The organism is Candidatus Chloroploca mongolica (genome assembly GCF_004762035.2).
GTDB classification, from domain to species: domain Bacteria; phylum Chloroflexota; class Chloroflexia; order Chloroflexales; family Chloroflexaceae; genus Chloroploca; species Chloroploca mongolica.
In genome coordinates, this window is the sequence record NZ_SIJK02000003.1 from 49,696 (window position 1) to 69,117 (window position 19,422).

A 19,422-nucleotide genomic window follows, 5' to 3' on the forward strand; every position below is an offset into this window, starting at 1 on the left:
GCTATTTCTTCCCGCCGCCACCACCACCGCCACCACCGCCGCCGCCCGCATCGCCCTTCCAGACTTTCGGGAAATTGAAGACAATCAACACCATGAGTACCAGAAAAAAGATGACAATCAACGAAGTCAAAAAGTTGCTGACATTTGGTAACGTATTGAGCACCTGGGCCAATGGTTCACCCAACGTCCCTCCCTGCTCGCGAAAGGTTTCCCAGAACACAACCACCGCGTTAGTCCACAGTTGCAGCACAAGCACCCCGGCAAAGAACCCGAGTGGCTTGGCCAGCGGCTCTTTTGGTGCTGGTGCTCCGCGCCAGCTTGCCGAGCGATCAAAGAAAAACCCGAGCAAGACAAGCACCGCAAACATCACCATGCGAAAAAAGAGGGGAACCTGAAAATCGGTCGCGATCAGCGGATCTAGGGCCGGAACCTCATTGACCGGACGTCCTAGGGCAAAAGCGGCGAGTCGCGGCCCGTTGACCCAGAAACGGTTAAGAATTTCAACCACAATATTACCACCCTGCACCGTCGTGAGATAGGCAATAATCGTCCACAGGGTGATCGTAATCATATTCCGAAAGCCCTGTTGAAACCCCCAGTAACCCCCCAGGGCCAGCAGGATCAACAGGAGCCGCGCACTATCCAGATCGACCTGAAAGCTCTCCTGCGCGAGAGGGAGCAGCGGAATTTCAAACAAGAGCGGGTGTGCAGCCGTCGCGTTACTCATCAGCTACCACTCCTTGCGGCCAGGCTGAGCACTGCTTCAGCCAGGTGGCGTGCCGCATCTGGTCGAGCCAGGGCCCGACTCTGCTCGGCCATACGTTGACGTTCAAGTGGATTGTCTAGCAGTCGGGTGACCGCAGCAAAGAGGGGCCCCTCTTCTGGTTGATGCGACCCCAGCAAGGCTGCATCAGCCACTTTGACTGCCGCGCCACGTTCCACCAGGTAATCAGCATTCTCATCCTGATGCACGTACGGATACGGCACAAGCACGGCTGGCAGGGCTGCTGCGGGCAGTTCAGCCAGGGTCGAGGCTCCACTCCGACAGATGCTCAAGTCAGCCACGCCAAAGGCGGCGGTCATTGATGGTTCGGATGTGCTATCGGTCTTTGCTTCGAGATACGGGTAGAGGCGGTAGCGGGCCTGTAGGGTTTGAGGCAAGGCTGAGGCAGCCTCTTTCAGCCATACTTCATCTCCTTCGCGCCCGCATACATGGATCAGTTGGCACCGTTCGAGCAGTGCTCGCAAGAGTGCTGCAATCGCCCGGTTGATGCTCCGTGCGCCGCGGCTTCCTCCATAGACTAGCACGATGGGCAGCGCTGGATCAAGTGCAAAGCGGCTGACGCAGGTGGGCCGATCTTGCCCAAATAATTCGCTGCGGACAGGGTATCCCGTCACGAGTGCGCGTGCCGAGTTGCGCTCTAACCCAAGCCGCGGTAGGGCATCTTCGACGTTGACGGCGGTGAGTGTCGCGATACGTGACAGCATCTTTACCGCCAGACCAGGTACGACATCGGGCAGGTAAATCATTGTTGGTACCCCCTTGCTGCGTGCAGCCAGAAAGAGCGGTACACAGACATACCCGCCTGTCCCTAGGATCGCACGTGGCTGAAGCGAGGTGAGCAAGCGCCGGGCCATGCGGGTGCCTGCTACCATTGTGGCTAACCCGCGCATCAGCGCCACGGGGTTGCGCCCGCGTAGCGCTGCGGCGGGCAAGGCCCGAAACGGCAATTGACTTTCCCGTGCGACAATGCGCTCCTCCATACCACCTTCGCTTCCCACATAGACGAGCGAGACAGGGGCTTGCCCAAGGCTGACGGTTCTTTTAACGTCGTCGAGCGCTGCGGCTACTGCTAGCGCCGGATACACGTGCCCGCCCGTTCCCCCGCCACACAGTAAGATGGTCGAGGAAGCGAAAGGCGGAGCCACGGCGGGTGAACGGGCCATCACTACTCTCCTGAGCCTGTCCTGCAACCATGTGTTTGGAAATGTTGAGCAAAATGCCCACGCCGACCATGGTCGTGTAGAGAGACGTACTGCCATACGAAAGAAACGGTAAGGTCAATCCGGTAAAGGGCAAGAGCGATGTGGTTACGCCAAGGTTGACCATCGCTTGAATAACGATCCAACTGGTAATGCCTACGGCTACCAGGGCGGCAAATGGATCAGGGGCACGCCCTGCAATGCGATAACCCCGGTACGCAATCATCGCAAAGGCGATCAAAATGGCCGTGGTGCCAATCAGGCCCAGTTCTTCGCCGATGATGGCAAAAATTGTATCGGTGTGTGCCTGGGGCAACCACTGAAACTTCTGTCGCCCCTGCCCCAGGCCGAGCCCAAAGATGCCGCCGTTGCCCAGCGCATACATCGCGTGGATCGGCTGAAACCCAAACGTGTCGTAGTATTTCCACGGATCCAGATAGGCCAGAATGCGGTAGTTGCGTATGCCCATCACTCCCACCAGCATCCAGAAGGCCAGCGCTGCTGTTCCGATGGCCCCCCCCAGGTGCCATAGATTGGCCCCAGCGGCAAAATAGACTGCCCCTCCGATGAGCACCAGAATGACAGCCGTTCCCAGGTCAGGTTGCAGGATCACAAGGCCACAGACAAGCCCGAGCATAACACTGAATGGGATGAGACCGTAGGTGACGTTGCCGACATGCTCGCCCCGTCGTGAGAGCCAGTCGGCAAAGTAGATGATGATGGCGAGTTTCGCGAGTTCGGCTGGCTGAATGCTAAAGAGACCGAAGACCCCGCCTTCGCCAAAGCGGATCCACGAACGTGACCCGTTGACTTCGGTCATCGAAGCTGGCAAAATCAGCACCAGGAAGAGCAAAAGCAGGCAGATCCCCATGATGTGAACCGAGTATTTCCGCCAGACTTTATAGTCGATCCGCATCACGATGAGCAAGCCCACCGTGCCAATGACCGCTCCGACTAGTTGTCGTAAGAGGTAGAAATACTGGTTTTTGTGGAGGACAAACGCCTCGATGAAACTGGCACTATAGACCATCACGAGACCGAAGGCTACCAGCGAGCCGACAGTCGCCAGGAGGACATAGTCCGGCTTTGTGCTGCGATCGGTCACGCGCTTTTCCTTTCTCAAACCTCCCCTGGATTTAACTAGCTCCGGGAAGGACGACTGCCAGGGCACTCAAGACGGCAAAGACGGCAACGGCCATGCCCCAGCCCCAGCTTTCAAAATGACGCACAAGCGTTGGTGGAAACCAGGTCTGATTGACCGTCAGACGTGGTGCGAGGGCAAACCCGACGGCAAGGCCAGCCATCAGGCCTCCCAGGTGGCCCCAGTTGTCAATCACACCGGGTGCCGAAAAGCCAATCACGAGGTTGATGCCGGCAATGGCCGCCATACTCTGCACCTGTGCTCGCCCCCAGGCTCCCAGAATCTGACGGTTGAGATAGAAGAAGATCCCAAGTCCCCCGATCAACCCAAAGATAGCCCCACTTGCTCCGACCGATGGCACGGGTGACATCAGGTACGAGGCGACGCTTCCTCCGATGCCAGCAATGAAATAGAGTGCGAGAAAGCGCGCTGTGCCATAGATGCGCTCACTCTCGGGCCCGAGGGCATAGAGGGCGAAGCTGTTGAAAAAGATATGGACAAGGTTGCCATGGAGAAAGGTCGCGGTCAAGAGACGCCAGTACTGGCCCTGGTCAATCAAGCTATTCTCTTTGGCCCCGAGAACCAAGAGCGCCCGTAAACTCGGTTGAAATAGGCTGCCACTCAACAGACTACTCAGGATATAGATAACAATAATCGCTGCCAGAATAATCCAGACTGCAATCACTCTGGGGCGTTCACCTGATCCTATGCCTGTCGTCTGACCTGATGACTCATCGGGAGGTGACGAGGGTAAAGGGTCGTTGTGCAACCGGTACAGGCCAATCCTGTCAATCATGCCGTTCCTGTCGTGCTCAAGTTTCATAGGTAATTATGTGTCTGCTCGGGTCTGCTCGGGCGGATCAGCTTCTTGCTGTGACATCAGAGCGGCGACGTGCTGACGAAACATGTCGCCCCGGTGGAATTCGTTCCGAAACATGCCAAAACTCGCACATCCCGGCGAAAGAAGCACCGTATCACCTGGTTCGGCAAGTTCGCGTGCTCTGCTTAGCGCCATGCCGAGATCGAGGAACGGGCCGACAACGGGGAGGTCGCGACGGTGGAGGGCGACGGTCCCAGCGAGCCGTGTGGTCGCTGTCCCTTCGAGCAAGATCAGCGCCTTGACCCGGTGCGCAATCGCTGCCCCCAGGCTGGTAAACTCCAGTGCTTTGTCGGCACCACCTGCAATCAGTACCAGCGGCGTTGTCAACGCCTCCAGGGCCGCAATGGTTGCCGCCGGATTGGTTGCGGTGGTGTCATTGACATAATGTATGCCATCAAGCTCACGTACCAGTTCGAGGCGATGTTCAACACCAGTAAAATGCTGGAGGGCGTGCTGAATGGCGGCGCTATCGAGGCCAAAGGCGCGAGCCAGGGCCGCTGCCTGCATTGCATTGGCGAGATTGTGCCAGCCCGGTACCCGTAGATCGGAGCGCCGGAAGAGAACCTCGCCCTCAACCGGGGTGGCCGAACCACTTCTGCCCCCGGCATCATACCAGATCACTTCCTCGTGCCGTAGTTCAACGCGGGTTGAGACGTCACGAACAGATGGTTGCGGGTAATGACTGCGTACGCGTGACCAGTGTGGCCCGGCCCCAACCCAGATGGCCTGACCACCGCGCCGTGCGCCCTGTTCATCAAAGAGCGTATAGTAGTCTACCGAACCGTCATCGGCCCCATTCAAGACGACGGCCCCATCAGCGTGCTGGTGCCAGTAGATCTGACGCTTCGCCGCTGCGTACGCCTCAAGAGTGCCATGCCAGTTGAGGTGATCGCCCGAGAAATTGGTGAGCAGGCTATATTGGGGACTCAGCCCGACCGCCCCCATGCGCTCGAGTTGGAAACTCGACAATTCGAGCACGACCGGCGTGCCTTTGGGCAGGTGCTCCAGCGCTTCCAGGGCCGAGACCCGCAGATTGCCTGCCGCAAGGGTGGCAGGGTAGCGTTCGCGGAGCATAGCGGCCAACATCAGTGCCGTGGTCGTCTTGCCTTTGGTGCCGGTAACGCCCAGCACTGGCCCGCCGTAGGTACGCAAAAAGATGGTCATCTCGGTCTCGACCGGCACCCCAAGTTCGGCAGCGCGAGCGAGCCATGGTGAATCAGGCCGTACCGCCGGATTGACAACCACTAGATCCGCCGCCGCTAGATCGGCCTCTTCGTGACGGCCAAGCGTATAGTGGACGCTGGTTCCTAGCGCTGAGGCTGCCGCATCAAGGGCCTCAAGCGAGCTAGCGAGCAGCTCGCGTTCGGCGAGATCGGTCACAGTAACTTGCGCACCCTGGGCAAGCAACCAGCGTGCCACGCCAAGCCCGCCACCGTGAATCCCCAACCCCATCACTAGCACATGTTTATCTGACCATTGCATACTATGGTTGACCTTCAACAACCTGCGAAGCTGGGGGCAAATCGGCGCGGATGGGCGTACTTGGAGCGGTGAAGATCAAGGCGAGCGAAATGCCCACCATGGCCGCAACGGTGCCAATGAGCACAAAACGCTGCGTTACCTGCACCTGGCTCCATCCGAGCAATTCAAAATGGTGATGCAGCGGAGCCATGCGGAAGACGCGACGGCCTTCGCCAAAGCGCCACTTTGTCCACTTGAAATAACCGGTTTGAATAATGACCGAAAGGGCTTCAACGACGAACACAATGCCGACGACCGGTAGCAACAACCACTGCTGCGATTGCAAGGCCACCACAGCTAGGGTTGCCCCGAGGGCAAGCGATCCGAGATCGCCCATAAAGACCTGCGCGGGATGCGCATTAAACCAGAGGAAGGCTGCACACGCCCCAACCAGGGTAAAACAAAAGCCCATCAGATTGATCAACTGCGGCTCGGCCAGGAAGGTCATCACCCCATACGCTGCAAAGGCGAGCGTCAGATTCCAACCAGCCAGACTATCGAGCCCATCGGTCAAGTTCACCGCATTGGCTGTGCCCACGATGATCAGGGTCGCAATCGGAATGAAAAAAAGCCCGATATCGCGTTGCCCAACAAACGGTATCTGCACCAGGCCCTCGTGATCGAGGCCAAATGGTGGCGGCAGATAGAGGGCGAGGCTTGCGACCAATGCTACCAGGATCATGAGCCAGAACTTGTAGCGCACGGTAAAGCCATAGGTTTTTGACTTCGAGCCAGTCAGCGTCATCCAGTCATCAACGCCTCCCAGCACCGCAAAACTCACGAGTACCGCCAGGGGCAGCAAGATTGACCAGCGATCCACCACATTGACCAGGGCGGTCAAGACGACCACCGTACCCACAATCATCACCCCACCCATCGTCGGGGTGCCCATCTTCGTCAAATGGCTCTGCGGGCCATCAAGACGGATCTGTTTGCCAAGTTTATGGCGGCGTGCAAAACGTACCCACCAGGCCCCAACAAACAGGGTCAGCACAAAGGCTGCGGCTGCCAGCAACAAGGCCCGGGCCATATCTTGCACGAGAACCGCGCGTAGGACATCCAAGGTTTATTCCTCCTCCAGATGACGTTGTAGTGCTGCAACGATCTGCTCCATCTCCATACCGCGCGATCCTTTGATCAAGACATAATCGCCAGCGTGCAAGCTTGCGGTGAGCAGGGCAACCGCTTCGGCATTGGTTGCGCAGCAATGGATCTGATTGGTTGCCATGCCAGCGTCTCTTGCTCCTTCGGCGTACCAGTGCGCACGTGGCCCAACTGCAACTAGGGTGGTGACGATCTCAGCCGCTTGTCGACCAACCTCGTGGTGGCTGGCTTGCTCAACGCTCCCCAGTTCGAGCATATCACCAAGCACGGCAATTCGACGCCCTGGGGCTTCGGCCAGCAAGGCAAGGGCGGCACATGTTGAAGCTGGCGCTGCGTTGTAGGCATCATCAATGAGCGTTACTTCATGGCGTGTCTTGATGATGCTCACGCGACTCTGGCTGCCCGAAGCTTGCAAGCCCGCAATGATGGCCGGCCACTCCATACCAAGAACGAGTCCTGTACTGATGGCTGCCAGGGCCGTATACACGTTATGTTTGCCGAGCAAGGGCAGACGTATTTGTACTGCATCACTGGCGGTTGTGGCAACAAAGCCAAGGCCAGCAAGGCCAAAACTCTCCACCTGAGTAGCACGCAGATCAGCCTCAGGGTCAAAGCCAAACCGGAAAACCCGCGCTGCGGTTCGCCCGGCCATTGTGGCTACCCGTGGATCATCAATATTGAGCAGACACCATCCATCGGCAGGCAAAGCCTCGGGCAACTCGGCTTTTGCGTGGGCAATTGCCTCGATACTTCCCAGGCGTTCAAGGTGCGATGGCCCCACATTGGTGACAATCCCGACGTGGGGCCGGGCCAGTTCGGCCAGAAACCGAATCTCACCCGGCGCCCACATCCCCATCTCCAGCACCGCAACCTCGTGATCTGCGGTCAACTGAAGTAGGGTCGTCGGGAGCGTTGCCTCGCTATTAAAACTACGTTGACTTTTTAAGGTTCGGAATTGGCGAGCCAGAACGGCCGCCGTGACTTCTTTTGTCGAAGTCTTGCCCACGCTCCCGGTGATACCAACAACGGTGGGCGTGAACTTTCTACGATGGTAGACGGCCAGCCGCTGGATCGCCATCAGCGGGTCGTCTACGGCGATGAACAGACACGCATCGGGTGGAGCTTCGGTGAGCGTGGCCCCTGATGCTGGATCAACCACGACCCAGGGACGCTCGCTTGTGCGTAAGTGTTCGCTCCGAGCTTCAACCGCCGCCCGCGTGACGAGTGCCCCGCGTGCGCCGCGTTTCATCACATCGACCAGATAGTTATGTCCGTCGGTACGTTCGCCACTCAGCGCCAGAAAGAGCTCTCCCGGCCCTACCTCGCGTGAGTCGGTGACCACATTGCCGAGCACGAGACTCTGCCATTGGTCTGGCAGGTGTGGCATGCTCCGTGACCACGCTGGCTGCACACCATACAGTACATCTTCTAATTGCAACACGATGCCCTCCAGAATTCCCCGTTTGCTCAGGGCTACTGCGGGCAATTATAGCACCTCCCTCTTTCGTTCTGAGCATAGCTCATCCCTGCGTGCAATGATAGGTAGCTGATAGCGCCATGGCAACTAGCGCTGCCCAGGGCTAAAGAGCGCCGGATCGGGTGGGATGCGTTCGTATTGCAGCAATTCTTTCATGACGTTGTAGAAGACCGGAATCGCCGTCCCCACACCCCAGATATCGTCTTTGGGCCGGTCAATTTTGACCAGGACGGCAAAATGTGCATCCTCGGCGGGTGCAAACCCAAGCACCGAGCCAATCGTATAGCTGGGATCATACCCGCCACCGGGCAGCGGAATGCTGGACGTTCCCGTCTTGGCCCCGATCTCATAGCCCGGGACGAGCCACTGATCTGACCAGTTCCCAATCCGTGGTCCCCAGACAACCGGGGCATAGTGATTGGCCGACTTGACCATCATGCGCCGTACGGTCCACGCCACACCGGGTTCAACCGGCTCGCCGGCTACGACCGGCTGAGTTTCACTACAGTTCTCACCTTCGTAGTCGCATGTTTTTTCAATAATATATGGCTTCATCATCACGCCATCATTGGCGATCGCCGCTGCCGCCTGCACCATCTGGAGTGGTGTGACTGAAATGCTCTGACCGTACGAATTGATCAAAAATGAGAGATCATTATAAAATGGGCTGCCCGGCCCATGCACAATCCCAACTTCTTCGCCGCCGAGTTCAACGCCCGTTGCCCGGCCAAACCCAAACGCATCAAGGCTGCGATAGAAGTTTTCAGGCCCCATCAACTCGTTGAGTTGGATGGCACCAACATTGCTCGAGTAATAGATCACGCCAGCCGAGTCGAGCATGCCATTTGCCCCGGCATTCCAATTCCGCAGCATCTGATCATGCCGAAAGATCACGCCGGTATCATTCACCAGCGTATCTGCGGTGAATGAACGACTCTGCAATCCGGCGGCCACCGTCACCATCTTGAACGTACTCCCTGGCTCGTAGAGGTTGCTGATCGCCGGGTTGCGGGCATAGACCTCTTCGGGATACTCGGTATACCGATTGGGATCAAAGGGTGGCCACGAGGCCATACCCCGAATCGCTCCGGTACGTGGATCCATCACAATGATCGAGCCACCATCGGCGTTGTGGCGTTCCACCGCCTGTTTGAGTTCATTTTCGATCACATATTGAATCAACGGGTCAATCGTGGTCTGGATATTGATCCCATTGCGGGGCGAGACGGTGCGGCTCTCGGCAATCACGATCAACTGCTGGCCGGGGCCAAATTCGCCTTCAACAAAGCCTGCGACCCCTTCGAGTTGACGATCGAAGAAGCCCTCGATTCCACTGATACCATCACCATTATGGTTGACAGCCCCAATAAGCTGCGCTGCAAAGGAATTTTGCGGATAGATGCGCCGCGGCTCGTGGATCAGCCGCAGCCCCGGCTCGCTCAGCGCCTCAATCTGGGCTGCTACCTCCGGTTCAAGCCAGCGGGCAATGGGGAGCCAGTAGAAGCGGGTATCACCAAGGGCCGCGAGGATGCTCTGGGAATCTTTGCCAATCAGCGCCGACAGCGTGAGCGCCAGGCGGGGCGCACGTTCTTGATTGATGTGCGCTGGTACAACCCAGAGACTCTCGCGTTCAACATCCATCGCCAGTACATTGCCAGCATGATCAGTAATCAGGCCGCGGGTGGGCAACAGGGCAATCTCTTGCTCGATCTCGCCACGCGCTTTCATGCTCAATTCTTCATGGCGCACGACCTGCAATTCGCCGAGACGCAAAAAGATGCGTCCAACGAGGATGACCGCAAAGAGCAGCAAAAAATTAATTCGCCAGCGCGGGAGCCGCACCCTACTGGGTGCGGCTGACGCCGGGGGGCGTGTGCCAAGACGAGTTGTCGTGCGGGTTGCCATAGCTAGCGCTTGTTCTCCTCAATGCTCACGGTTGGCGCTCTTCCGTCGTAGCGCCAGAAGGTTCCGGCGCTATCGGAACGGTCGCTGGCTTGATCATCAGATCAACATAGCGTACCTGATCAGCGGTAACTGGCTGCATTCCAAGCTGCTCGGCGCGACGACGAATCCGATCCAGTGACTGCGCACGCGCCTGGCGCTCTTGCAAGAGGCTTCGCTCGCGCAGCAAGATCACTTTCTCGCCTTCGAGACTCGCGAGGGCGTATCCCTTGGTTGCGACAACCCCGGTCTGGACAAGGACAATGAGGCTCATCAGGCTCAAAATAAGCACCAGCCCTAGCAGGTAACGGCTCCCATCAATGCGTAGGTAGCGAGGCAGCGCCATCCGTCGTGCGCGAGCCCCTTCGATGAGCGAGATGCGTTGAGAATTGATAGCCATTGTGGCGTTCCCTTCAGCACAGAGTCAACTTCGACCCGACCTATAGTTTCTCGGCAACCCGCAATTTTGCACTACGCGCACGCGGATTCACGTCACGTTCGTCGGGGCCAGCAACGATTGGCTTGCGGGTGATGATGCGTAGATGGGGTGTTCGTTCATTCATACTGCCGCCATAGCCTGATTCATCACGAAAAAATTGCTTGACAATGCGATCTTCTAACGAATGAAAACTGATTACTGCCAGACGCCCTCCCGAGCGGAGCAACGCTACCGCCTGGGGTAATACGCTTGCGAGTTGCTCAAGTTCGTCGTTAACCGCGATCCGTAACGCCTGAAAGGTGCGCGTTGCCGGGTGGATGCGGTCACGCCCTCCTCGTCCAATAGCCTGGGTGACCAGGTCGGCCAGTGCGGCGGTGGTCGTGATAGGGGTGTGCCGACGGCGTTCGACAATGAGACGTGCAATGCGGCGCGAGCCGCGCTCTTCACCATAACGATAGATAAGATCAGCCAGTTGCTGTTCACTCAGTTCGGCGATCAGGTCGGCTGCGGTTGGTCCTCGGGTTGGATCGAGGCGCATATCGAGCGGGCCGTCAGCACGAAAACTAAAACCTCGTTCCGGTGTATCAAGTTGGTATGACGAGACCCCGAGATCGAGGAGAATGCCATCAACATCTATTAGTTGAGTTGCTTCAGCCAAGGTGGTCAGGTCACGAAAATGGCCGTGGCATAGATGAAACTGATCCGTCGCTATCCCCCCTGCAACCAGGCGTTCGTGCGCCCTCGCAAGGGCTACCGGGTCAGCATCAAGGCCCAGCAAGCGCCCATCTGGTTGGCTTGCCGTAAGCAAGGCGAGCGCGTGCCCTCCGGCCCCCAGGGTACAATCAATGAAGCGACTGCCCGGCCCTGGGGCCAGCATGCTCTGAACTTCCTGGGGTAACACGGCAACATGCACAATTCCTCCCACCCTCGCTTCGTCGTTGGCGCTCAACGAGGCCCACGATACCCTTCAACTGGTTAGATCCCAAGTTCAGCCATCTGTTCAGCAATCGAACTGCCACTGCCTTGTAACTCTTCTTGCAAGGTTTGCCATTGTGTCCGTGACCAGACTTCAAAATAGGTATTCATGCCTGTGATCAGAACCTCTTCGGCTAGGCCTGCATACTCGCGTAACCCCTGAGGAATGACGATACGTCCCTGACGATCAAGTTCTACTTCTGCGGCTGGTGCGAAGAGGATGCGCCGCATGTTACGCGCCTGAGGACTGCCGAGTGGTAACTGATCAACTTTGGTTGCTAGTTGTTCCCACATCGTAAGCGGGAAGGCCTGAAGGCATAGCTCGAAGCCGCGAGTCAACACAAAACGCTCGCCGAGCGCTTCACGAAAGCGGGCTGGAATGGCGACACGGCCCTTGTCGTCGATAACATGCTCGAACTCTCCAAGGAACACCGGATCCTCCATATGCATAGTAAGAGAAAAGAGAACTTTCGTTCATATTCCCCACTTTGCCCCACTTTGCCCCACTTTTTGCTAGTTCTTAGGCATTATATACCAGTCCCTCCTTCATTTCAAGCAGAGATATGCGTGATTTTGCCGCAATCTGGGCTAGATTATGATCGACAGCACGCTTTTTGTGCTGGCCTCTTTTATGCCTAGCATAGCATAGCCGCCGTAAAAAGTCTACTACAGTGCGTGGTAAATAGCACAAAAGTGAAGAGAATGTGTACAATAGGGTGACGATTTTTCACGGTGTCTAGCGATTATGACAGAAAGTAACACATATGAGCGAAGAAGCGCCTGCTTTAACCCATCTTGATCAGCAAGGCCGTGCGCATATGGTGGATGTAGGGGCAAAAGAGGTAACGCCACGTGAGGCGATCGCTGCTGGCCGTGTGGTTATGCAACCAGCCACGCTGGCCTTGCTTCTGCAGGGTGGGATGCCCAAAGGCGATGTGCTCGCCACTGCTCGCATCGCGGGCATTATGGCAGCCAAACGTGTCCCCGAGTTGATTCCGCTGTGCCATACGCTCTTGCTCACCCACGTTCATATCACGATCGAACCCCTCGTTGATGCGCCCGCCCTCGATATTCAGGCAACGGTACGCACAACGGGTCAGACTGGGGTCGAGATCGAGGCCCTGACCGCCGTGAGTGTCGCGGCCCTTACGATCTATGATATGTGCAAAGCGGTTGATCGCACCATGCGCATTACTGATGTCCGCCTGCTCGAAAAACGCGGTGGACGCAGTGGCGAGATGGTGCTTGAATAAGCCTACAGTCTTCTTGTTGACATTGTACAAATGTTCTGTTATACTCAAGCGACAAGCAGAGGTTTCTACGTAACTGTTAGTGTCGGGCAAGGCGCTCGTGCGTCGCAACTTGTCTGGCTACAAAGGTCTGTGATGATGAATGTGCAAAGCCCGCCCTTTCTCGTCTGGTATGATGATAACCCCAAGATCACTGTTACCCAGAAGATCGAGGCGGCTATTGCCGCGTATGGTCATCGTTTCCGTGGGGTTCAACCAACCCTGGTGCTCGTCAATGAAGCTGAAGTGACTGAACTCCAGGGCGTTGAGGTGCGTAGTGCTACCAATGTCCGTCGCCATACCTACTGGGTTGGGCTCGACGAGCAGACCGCCGCTGCGCTCCCCTCTCCCGAAACGGCGCCGCTCAAACCTGCACCGGCCTCGCGCCGCAAAAAGTGATCCGCGACCGCTCATCTGAAATATCGTTATTGCTTCTCTCCGCGCCTCCGCGTTAAAGAAGCAGCCTGGATGTAACGTAGGCGTGCTGCGGCGCTAACTCACCTCGATCCGTTGCCCGTCACGCCCGATCTCTGCCTGTCCCAAAAACCCACCCGCCCGTATCGCCGCTAGGGCTTGCTCTTCAGCCATCGTCCAGCGTGGGCTATAGTGAACCAGAACCAGGCGCTTTACCCCCGCCTCCGCCGCTACTGCTCCGGCTTGCTTGGGTGAGCTGTGTCCTTCAAACGGCTCAGCTGTGGTCGCTTCATGGATAAGCACCGTTGCTCCGCTGGCAAGTTCCTGCACTTCAGGGCTCGGTTCGGTATCTGCCGAATAGACCAGCGCTTGCCCGGTTGCGCTCTGTTCAAAGCGCAGGGCAAGGCACGGGCGGCTATGTCTGGCCGGTGCGGTCAGTAGGTGCCAGCCCTCATCAAGCGCAAGACGACTGCCTGGCGGCAACTTTTGCCACTCGAGTGGCACATGGTATTCGACCTGCATCGCCCCCATCGTCGCTTGTACGATTGCCAGTGTTGCATCGAGACCATAGATTGGTAGCGGGTCTTCCCGTCCTGCTAGGCGCATACTAAAGACCAGCCCGGGTAACCCGTTGATATGGTCACAATGGCTATGGGTCAACACAATCCCGGCTAACTTCTGCGGATCAATCCCGGCTCGCAACAATCGCTCGTATGTGCTTCCACCTGCATCAATGAGGAGGGGGCCTCCTGGTCCATCCCATACCATATGCGTATTGCCCCGATCCACATCGGGCAACCCGGTGCCGGTTCCCAATAAAATCATGGTTGCCATAGCGCATCCCTCCTTCTACTGATCATCCATTGGAACCAGACGTTTGCGGAGTGCATAGATCGCCACCTGCGTGCGATCCGCCAGATGCAATTTCGAGAGGATATTGCTGAGGTGCGTTTTGGTCGTCTTTTCCGAGATGATCAGCGCTTCGGCAATCTCTTTGTTTGACATCCCCCGGGCAACCAGGCGCAACACATCCATCTCGCGGGGGGTCAATTGATCCACCGGCGCTTCGTTGGGGCGCGGTGAGCTAAATTCTTGCATCAGTTTCGTCGCGACCTCGGGGTGCAAGACGGCTTCATTGCGCTGCGCAGCACGAATGGCATGGGCCAGTTCTTCTGGTGAGATATCTTTCAGGAGGTAGGAAATCGCCCCTGCTTTGATCGCCGGAAAGACCTTTTCGTCGTCGGCGAAGCTTGTGAGCACGATCACCCTGGTGCTCGGACTCACCGCTTTCAGCCGTCGGGTTGTTTCGACTCCGTCAATCCCGGGCATGACCAGATCCATCAGTACTACATCGGGCAATAGTTCACGCGCCACTTGCACGCCCTCTTCGCCACTTGATGCTTCGCCCACGACTTCAATATCGTCTTGCAATTCGAGGAAATCGCGCAATCCTTGCCGGACAACGCGGTGATCGTCAATCAACATGACATTGATGGTATCCATCAAGACTCCTTTCGTTCTCGCACTCGTGGTACCGTAACCAGTACCTCCGTTCCAACGCCCAGGGTAGAGTGCAGATCCATTGTGCCGCCGATTTCGATGGCGCGCTCGCGCATGCTCAGGACACCAAGATGCCGCCCGTGGCCGGTTGGTAATGAGCCAAGATCAAAACCGGTGCCGTTGTCAGTGATGCGAACCGTGGCATGTTCAGTGGTGAACTCCAAGACAACTTTTACATGGGTGGCCGCAGCGTGTTTGATGACGTTATTCAACGCCTCCTGGACAATCCGATAGAGGGGCTGTTCTAGGTTGCGTGCCAGGCGCTCATCACCAACGACGGTCAAGCCGATGGCAATGCCTTCACGCCGTGAGAGCATCTGTGCGTGTTGTTGCAAGGCTGCCACCAGGCCTTGATCGCGTAGGGCCGGCGGGCGCAGTTGAAAAATCAGCGCACGCATTTCGGCAAGGGCCGCTGCCGAGGTCTCTTGCAAGCGTTCGAGTTGCAACGCGACGCGCTGGGGATTGCGCTCGAGTTGGGCGCGTGCCGCCTGCGATGTCAGCGTCATGCTAAAGAGTTGTTGGGTCACACTATCATGCAACTCGCGTGCCAGGCGATTCCGTTCTTCAAGCACGGCGGCTGCCTGCGCCCGTCGGTACAGATGCACATTCTCAACCGTTCCCGCCAGGATATCCGCAACCGTCTCGATCAGATGCATATCCTCTTCTGAAAAGGCATGGGCCTCGGGCGACTCAAGATTGATCAGCCCGAGAACCCGCCCACTGGCGATAATCGGCACGATTAATTCCGCGCAGGTTGCTTCACGTTCTGCTAGTCCCAGAAAATCTGGCTCTTCGGTGGCATTCGCAAAGCACAGGCTTTTTCCTTCTCGTGCTGCTCGCCCGATCAAGCCGAGGTTGAGATGCTGGCGGTAGCCGGCCATTAACGCGGTCAAGCTGCCCTCACTTGCAACGAGGACGAGTTCGCTGGTCTCTTCGTCAATGAGAAAGAGATCAACCTGTGGGTAGCCAAACCCCTGCTGAAGCTGCGCCGTAACCTGGGGGAGACTCTGGGTCTGTTCGAGTGAACCCGACGCGATGCGCGCAATCATGTTGAGCACCGCCAGTTGATCGGCTCGCCGTTGCACCTGTTCGGCCAGTGATTGGGCTTCGGCATAGAGTTGGGCCGAGGTGATAGGTCCGCTTACCTGCGCAGCAATTGCTTCAAGCAGATCGACTTCTTCATAGGTAAAGGCATTGGGATGGCGTGCGCCGACATTGAGCGTGCCAATCACATGGCCCCCACTGAGCAGGGGCACCACTATGCTGGAACGTGCCTCAGGATCGGGCGGGGCATACCCTCGCTCGCCCGCCGTGTCGTTACTCAGATATGCTTGTCCCTGCACCGCTACTCGTCCGATCATCCCTTCGCCCAGGCTGAAATGCCGTCCGACCAACTCTGGCTCGTGTGCGACGGCCGCAATTACTTCGAGTGTCCCATCCGCCCCAAGCAAGGCCAGTGAGCCGCTCCCAAAGGCCGTGCCGATCCGTTCGACGGTACGCCTCAGGATCGTCGGTCGGTCGAGGGTCGTACTCAAATCTCGCCCCAGGGCCGCCAGGAGTTGCTCTTTGGCAAGGAGGCGGGCACTGCGTTCGGCCAGGCGCACATTTTCCACCGCCATCGCGGCCTGGCGCGTGATCGCTTCGATCACGAGGACAACGCTGGAATTGATCGTGTGCTCGGGGGTGGGCAAGACAATGCTAACGACGCCGATTAAACGGGTTCCTCGTCCACGCAAGGGTACCAGCAGCGTCGCTCCATCAAGTTCCAGTTCTTCTGGATGCACCACTGCGTGTGGCTCGGATTTTAGCAGAAACGATTCACTGACCTGGTACAACGGGATCAGGAGTTCTTGGTAGGTGGAAGGAGCAAGCACCGTCTTGCGTAAGAGCGCTTCTTGTTCCGGTGTCGTGCCGGCACAGGCAACGGTCTCAAAGGCATCGGTATCAAGGTTGCGCAGCCGGACATAGACGAGTGGGCTGGCAACGACCCGACACAGGCTTTGCGCAACGTCGTGCAAGAGGCTTTCGGGTGTGTCATCAATGCGCAGGTGACTGCCCAGGGCCAGGAGATCCCCCAGAGGCAGGTGACTCATTAGATCAAGCTGGTTGTGCGTTTCTGAGCTCTGATTTTGCATCCGTACCTTGCTTTCATGGCCCCAGTTTGGCTCGTCCCAGGCTAATTGGCCCGAATAAGGCCTGCTGTTCAAGCACAATCATCCGTCGTTTCAGGAGTTCAAGGACTGCCCAGAACGTGACAATCACATCTTCACGGGTGACCGATAGCCCGAACAGATCTTCAAAACTGCACCATGCCTGGTGTTCGAGGCGCTGCTCGATCTGCTCGACAACCTCATGTACCGTCAAACGAGGCGCGAGACTCACGACCTCTGGTTCATCAAGCGTCAATCTCAGTTGCAAACGACGCTGGATTGCCGCCAGTAACTCGGCGATGTTCTGCTTGACTAAAGGCGGCTTCAGATCGAGCTTGATGGCAATCGGGGCCGCCCGGACGAATGTTTGCCGCTCGTCATCATAACAGGCTCGTAGCCAGGCCGCGGCCTGTTGGTACCGCCGATATTCGCGCAACTGACGGGCCAGTGCTTCGGCATCATCCTCTTCCTCGCCATCTGTTGCGCGCTCTAGCCGAGTTGGCCGAGGCAAGAGCAGGCGTGATTTGATCACCAGTAGACGCGCCGCGAGACTCACAAACTCGGCTAGCGCCCGGGGTTCTGGTGCTTCCAGCGAACGCACATACGCAAGGTACTGATCGGCCACCTGCGCCAGCGCAATCGTTGTAATATCCAACTCTTCCCGTTCGATCAGGCGTAACAGGAGATCGAGTGGCCCGGTAAAAGCCGGGAGCGTAATTTCATACTTAGTGCTGTTCATCGGCCCATTTGAGCAGGGCCGCCAGGCCCGTAGGGTTTGGATCGTGATAATGACGGAGCGCCTCAACCATGATCGGTGGGCTGCCCGCCTTTGCTGCCATCTGTGCCCCTCGCCAGGCATGTTCAGCATAGATCCTGATCGGCTGCAACACTGCTCCGTGCCGCGCCACCGCCAGATAAAGCCCTGGTAGCTGTTTGAGGATCGTTGCGACGACATACCATCCGAGGGCCATTGGGCGACCATGATCATCAACTTTGCCACAGTCGTGGATCAATGCTGCCCGCCGCAACAATGGCTCATCATAGCCTGCCGCAACCAGCGTATGATGGACATCAAGGCAATGCCGCTGATCGTAACGCGGCATGGCGTCAAAGAGACGTTGTTCTGGCTCGGTCAGGGTTGCTGCGACCAGTGCTACCTCGTCGGGCGTCAGGTTGGCACGCAGCGCAGTGCGTAACTGTGTTATGCGATAACGCCCCCTGATCTCTTCCTTCGCGTGCTGTCCCATAACTACCGATCTCTTTTGGCTCGTCTCAACCTGATGCGTCTATTATAGCGCAGCCCATGCGTCTTCTCGACTTTCCTGGCTGTCTCTCTGCCCGATATGCTATAATACTCTGTATCATGAACCTGACCACAGCGGTAAAGGTTGATCACATGTTGTTGCACAACCCCGAAGGTATGCCGCCGATTGTATCGAGCGTGATGGCCCGCATCGAGCGCCGTCTGCCCTATCCAGGTCAGATTCTTGTTCGTCAGGGCAGTCGTGTTGAACCTGAAGATACAATCGCCCGTACGCTCAAGCCCCTTCCTCCCTATAATGTCAATCTCGCCCGTGTGTTGCGCATCGCTCCCGATCAGCTTGAACGCGCGCTGCTTGTTCAGCCGAACAGCAAGGTTGAGGTTGGGCAGATCCTTGCGCGTGCTCCCGGGATTTTTGGGCATACCTATCAGTCGCCGGTCAACGGTGTGGTGATGGGGGTTGATGCGCAGACAGGCTATCTGACCCTTGCGCCTGATCCTATTGAACAGGCGATGCATGCGGCTGTGCGCGGTGTCGTGATGGAGGTTCGACCCTATGAGGGGGTTGTTATCGAGACCCTCGCTGCGCAGATCTACGGCGCCTTTGGGTGTGGTGAAGAACGGAGTGGGGTGCTCCGTCTGATGGCGCTTGAGCCATCCGATATTGTCCGCCCTGATCAAATTGATGCCCGTAGTGCCTATGCGGTGCTGATCTGTGGGGCAACGATGAGCGCAGCAGCCTTGCAGCGCGCCGTTGAAGCACAGGTTCGCGGGATTATCGTCGGTAGCCTCGAAGAGGCTGCCCTCCGTGAGTTTCTGGGTTGGTCGGGTCACGCGGGTTGGCGTTTTGATGCCCATTCCTGGCAGTGGCCTGCTCCACGGATGGCCCATGATCTGCCGTTGACCCTCGTCGTTACCGAAGGCTTTGGCGTTCGTCCAATGAACCAGGAGATCTTTGAGCAGTTGAGTCTCCACGATGGGCAAGAGGCGCTGATTGATGGTCATACGATCCTCCGCCGCCCCCTCCGCCGCCCTCGGGTGGTCATTCCCCTTGGACGTGCGAATAGTGCCCAGCTCGAACCGCCTTCGCCGCACCTTCGTCCTGGGGTCAAGGTTCGTCTCCTGGATGCGCAGCATCTCGGCCAGACGGCGGTCATCCGCTCCCTCCCCGCCGCGCCCCGCCGCGTTGCCTCTGGCATGCGCCTGCCCGCGGTTGAGGTGATTGCGGCTGATCAGACCTCTTTCTGGCTCCCGCAGAGTTGTGTTGAAGTATTGGGATAAAGCACT

At 57.6% G+C, this 19,422-nt stretch carries 19 protein-coding genes; 3 read left to right on the top strand and 16 right to left on the bottom strand.

Annotated elements, in window-relative coordinates; all coding sequences use genetic code 11:
• Position 1: 1 nt before the first annotated feature.
• The 11 genes from EYB53_RS02535 to mraZ all read right to left on the bottom strand — a co-directional run bounded on the left by EYB53_RS02535 (position 2) and on the right by mraZ (position 11,893).
• Positions 2-727 carry a hypothetical protein gene (locus EYB53_RS02535; RefSeq protein ID WP_135476418.1) on the bottom strand — a complete coding sequence of 242 codons (726 nt, stop codon included), beginning with the start codon at positions 725-727 and terminating at the stop codon, positions 2-4.
• Positions 727-1,929 (bottom strand): UDP-N-acetylglucosamine--N-acetylmuramyl-(pentapeptide) pyrophosphoryl-undecaprenol N-acetylglucosamine transferase, encoded by a 1,203-nt coding sequence (locus EYB53_RS02540; RefSeq protein WP_167857231.1) that lies wholly within the window; start codon positions 1,927-1,929, stop codon positions 727-729. The genes EYB53_RS02535 and EYB53_RS02540 overlap by 1 nt, the downstream gene beginning before the upstream one ends.
• On the bottom strand, positions 1,826-3,088 hold the full coding sequence (gene ftsW, locus EYB53_RS02545; RefSeq protein ID WP_135476421.1) for a putative lipid II flippase FtsW: 1,263 nt from the start codon (positions 3,086-3,088) through the stop codon (positions 1,826-1,828). The genes EYB53_RS02540 and ftsW overlap by 104 nt, the downstream gene beginning before the upstream one ends.
• A 31-nt stretch (positions 3,089-3,119) precedes the next feature.
• Complete coding sequence (locus tag EYB53_RS02550) at positions 3,120-3,920, bottom strand: rhomboid family intramembrane serine protease (RefSeq protein WP_135476423.1); 801 nt, start codon at positions 3,918-3,920, stop codon at positions 3,120-3,122.
• Between the two features lie 33 nt (positions 3,921-3,953).
• The gene (gene murD / locus EYB53_RS02555; protein WP_167857226.1) at positions 3,954-5,486 is read right to left on the bottom strand and encodes a UDP-N-acetylmuramoyl-L-alanine--D-glutamate ligase; all 1,533 of its coding nucleotides are present in this window, start codon (positions 5,484-5,486) and stop codon (positions 3,954-3,956) included.
• A 1-nt stretch (position 5,487) separates the two neighbouring features.
• Positions 5,488-6,588: a phospho-N-acetylmuramoyl-pentapeptide-transferase gene (mraY, locus tag EYB53_RS02560; protein WP_135476425.1), complete on the bottom strand. Its 1,101-nt coding sequence runs from the start codon at positions 6,586-6,588 to the stop codon at positions 5,488-5,490.
• Positions 6,589-6,591: 3 nt separating this feature from the next.
• Positions 6,592-8,115: a UDP-N-acetylmuramoyl-tripeptide--D-alanyl-D-alanine ligase gene (locus EYB53_RS02565; protein WP_307726691.1), complete on the bottom strand. Its 1,524-nt coding sequence runs from the start codon at positions 8,113-8,115 to the stop codon at positions 6,592-6,594.
• A 78-nt stretch (positions 8,116-8,193) separates the two neighbouring features.
• Positions 8,194-10,011: a peptidoglycan D,D-transpeptidase FtsI family protein gene (locus EYB53_RS02570; RefSeq protein ID WP_135476427.1), complete on the bottom strand. Its 1,818-nt coding sequence runs from the start codon at positions 10,009-10,011 to the stop codon at positions 8,194-8,196.
• Positions 10,012-10,036: 25 nt separating this feature from the next.
• Positions 10,037-10,447, bottom strand: a complete 411-nt coding sequence (locus tag EYB53_RS02575) for a hypothetical protein (protein WP_205712561.1) — start codon at positions 10,445-10,447, stop codon at positions 10,037-10,039.
• Positions 10,448-10,487: 40 nt separating this feature from the next.
• The gene (gene rsmH / locus EYB53_RS02580) at positions 10,488-11,363 is read right to left on the bottom strand and encodes a 16S rRNA (cytosine(1402)-N(4))-methyltransferase RsmH (RefSeq protein ID WP_135476634.1); all 876 of its coding nucleotides are present in this window, start codon (positions 11,361-11,363) and stop codon (positions 10,488-10,490) included.
• Positions 11,364-11,461: 98 nt separating this feature from the next.
• Positions 11,462-11,893, bottom strand: coding sequence for a division/cell wall cluster transcriptional repressor MraZ (gene mraZ / locus EYB53_RS02585; RefSeq protein WP_135476429.1), 432 nt, complete (start codon positions 11,891-11,893; stop codon positions 11,462-11,464).
• Positions 11,894-12,225: 332 nt separating this feature from the next.
• On the opposite strand from mraZ, the gene moaC reads away from it, so the two are divergent.
• Positions 12,226-12,714: a cyclic pyranopterin monophosphate synthase MoaC gene (gene moaC, locus EYB53_RS02590; protein ID WP_135476431.1), complete on the top strand. Its 489-nt coding sequence runs from the start codon at positions 12,226-12,228 to the stop codon at positions 12,712-12,714.
• 132 nt (positions 12,715-12,846) lie between these two features.
• On the top strand, positions 12,847-13,149 hold the full coding sequence (locus EYB53_RS02595; RefSeq protein ID WP_205712562.1) for a hypothetical protein: 303 nt from the start codon (positions 12,847-12,849) through the stop codon (positions 13,147-13,149).
• A 93-nt stretch (positions 13,150-13,242) separates the two neighbouring features.
• Here the strand turns inward: EYB53_RS02595 and EYB53_RS02600 are convergent, their stop codons facing one another.
• The 5 genes from EYB53_RS02600 to EYB53_RS02620 are packed head-to-tail and all read right to left on the bottom strand — an operon-like array spanning position 13,243 to position 18,121.
• Positions 13,243-13,998 carry an MBL fold metallo-hydrolase gene (locus EYB53_RS02600; RefSeq protein ID WP_135476433.1) on the bottom strand — a complete coding sequence of 252 codons (756 nt, stop codon included), beginning with the start codon at positions 13,996-13,998 and terminating at the stop codon, positions 13,243-13,245.
• A 15-nt stretch (positions 13,999-14,013) separates the two neighbouring features.
• Entirely contained in the window at positions 14,014-14,667 is a 654-nt protein-coding gene (locus tag EYB53_RS02605; protein ID WP_135476435.1) for a response regulator, read from the bottom strand.
• Positions 14,667-16,859 carry a GAF domain-containing sensor histidine kinase gene (locus EYB53_RS02610; RefSeq protein WP_254150848.1) on the bottom strand — a complete coding sequence of 731 codons (2,193 nt, stop codon included), beginning with the start codon at positions 16,857-16,859 and terminating at the stop codon, positions 14,667-14,669. The genes EYB53_RS02605 and EYB53_RS02610 overlap by 1 nt, the downstream gene beginning before the upstream one ends.
• A 13-nt stretch (positions 16,860-16,872) precedes the next feature.
• Positions 16,873-17,613 carry a segregation and condensation protein A gene (locus EYB53_RS02615; protein WP_135476437.1) on the bottom strand — a complete coding sequence of 247 codons (741 nt, stop codon included), beginning with the start codon at positions 17,611-17,613 and terminating at the stop codon, positions 16,873-16,875.
• Complete coding sequence (locus tag EYB53_RS02620; protein WP_216863548.1) at positions 17,600-18,121, bottom strand: hypothetical protein; 522 nt, start codon at positions 18,119-18,121, stop codon at positions 17,600-17,602. The genes EYB53_RS02615 and EYB53_RS02620 overlap by 14 nt, the downstream gene beginning before the upstream one ends.
• A 149-nt stretch (positions 18,122-18,270) precedes the next feature.
• On the opposite strand from EYB53_RS02620, the gene EYB53_RS02625 reads away from it, so the two are divergent.
• Entirely contained in the window at positions 18,271-19,416 is a 1,146-nt protein-coding gene (locus EYB53_RS02625; RefSeq protein WP_135476439.1) for a hypothetical protein, read from the top strand.
• The last annotated feature ends 6 nt before the right edge of the window (positions 19,417-19,422 follow it).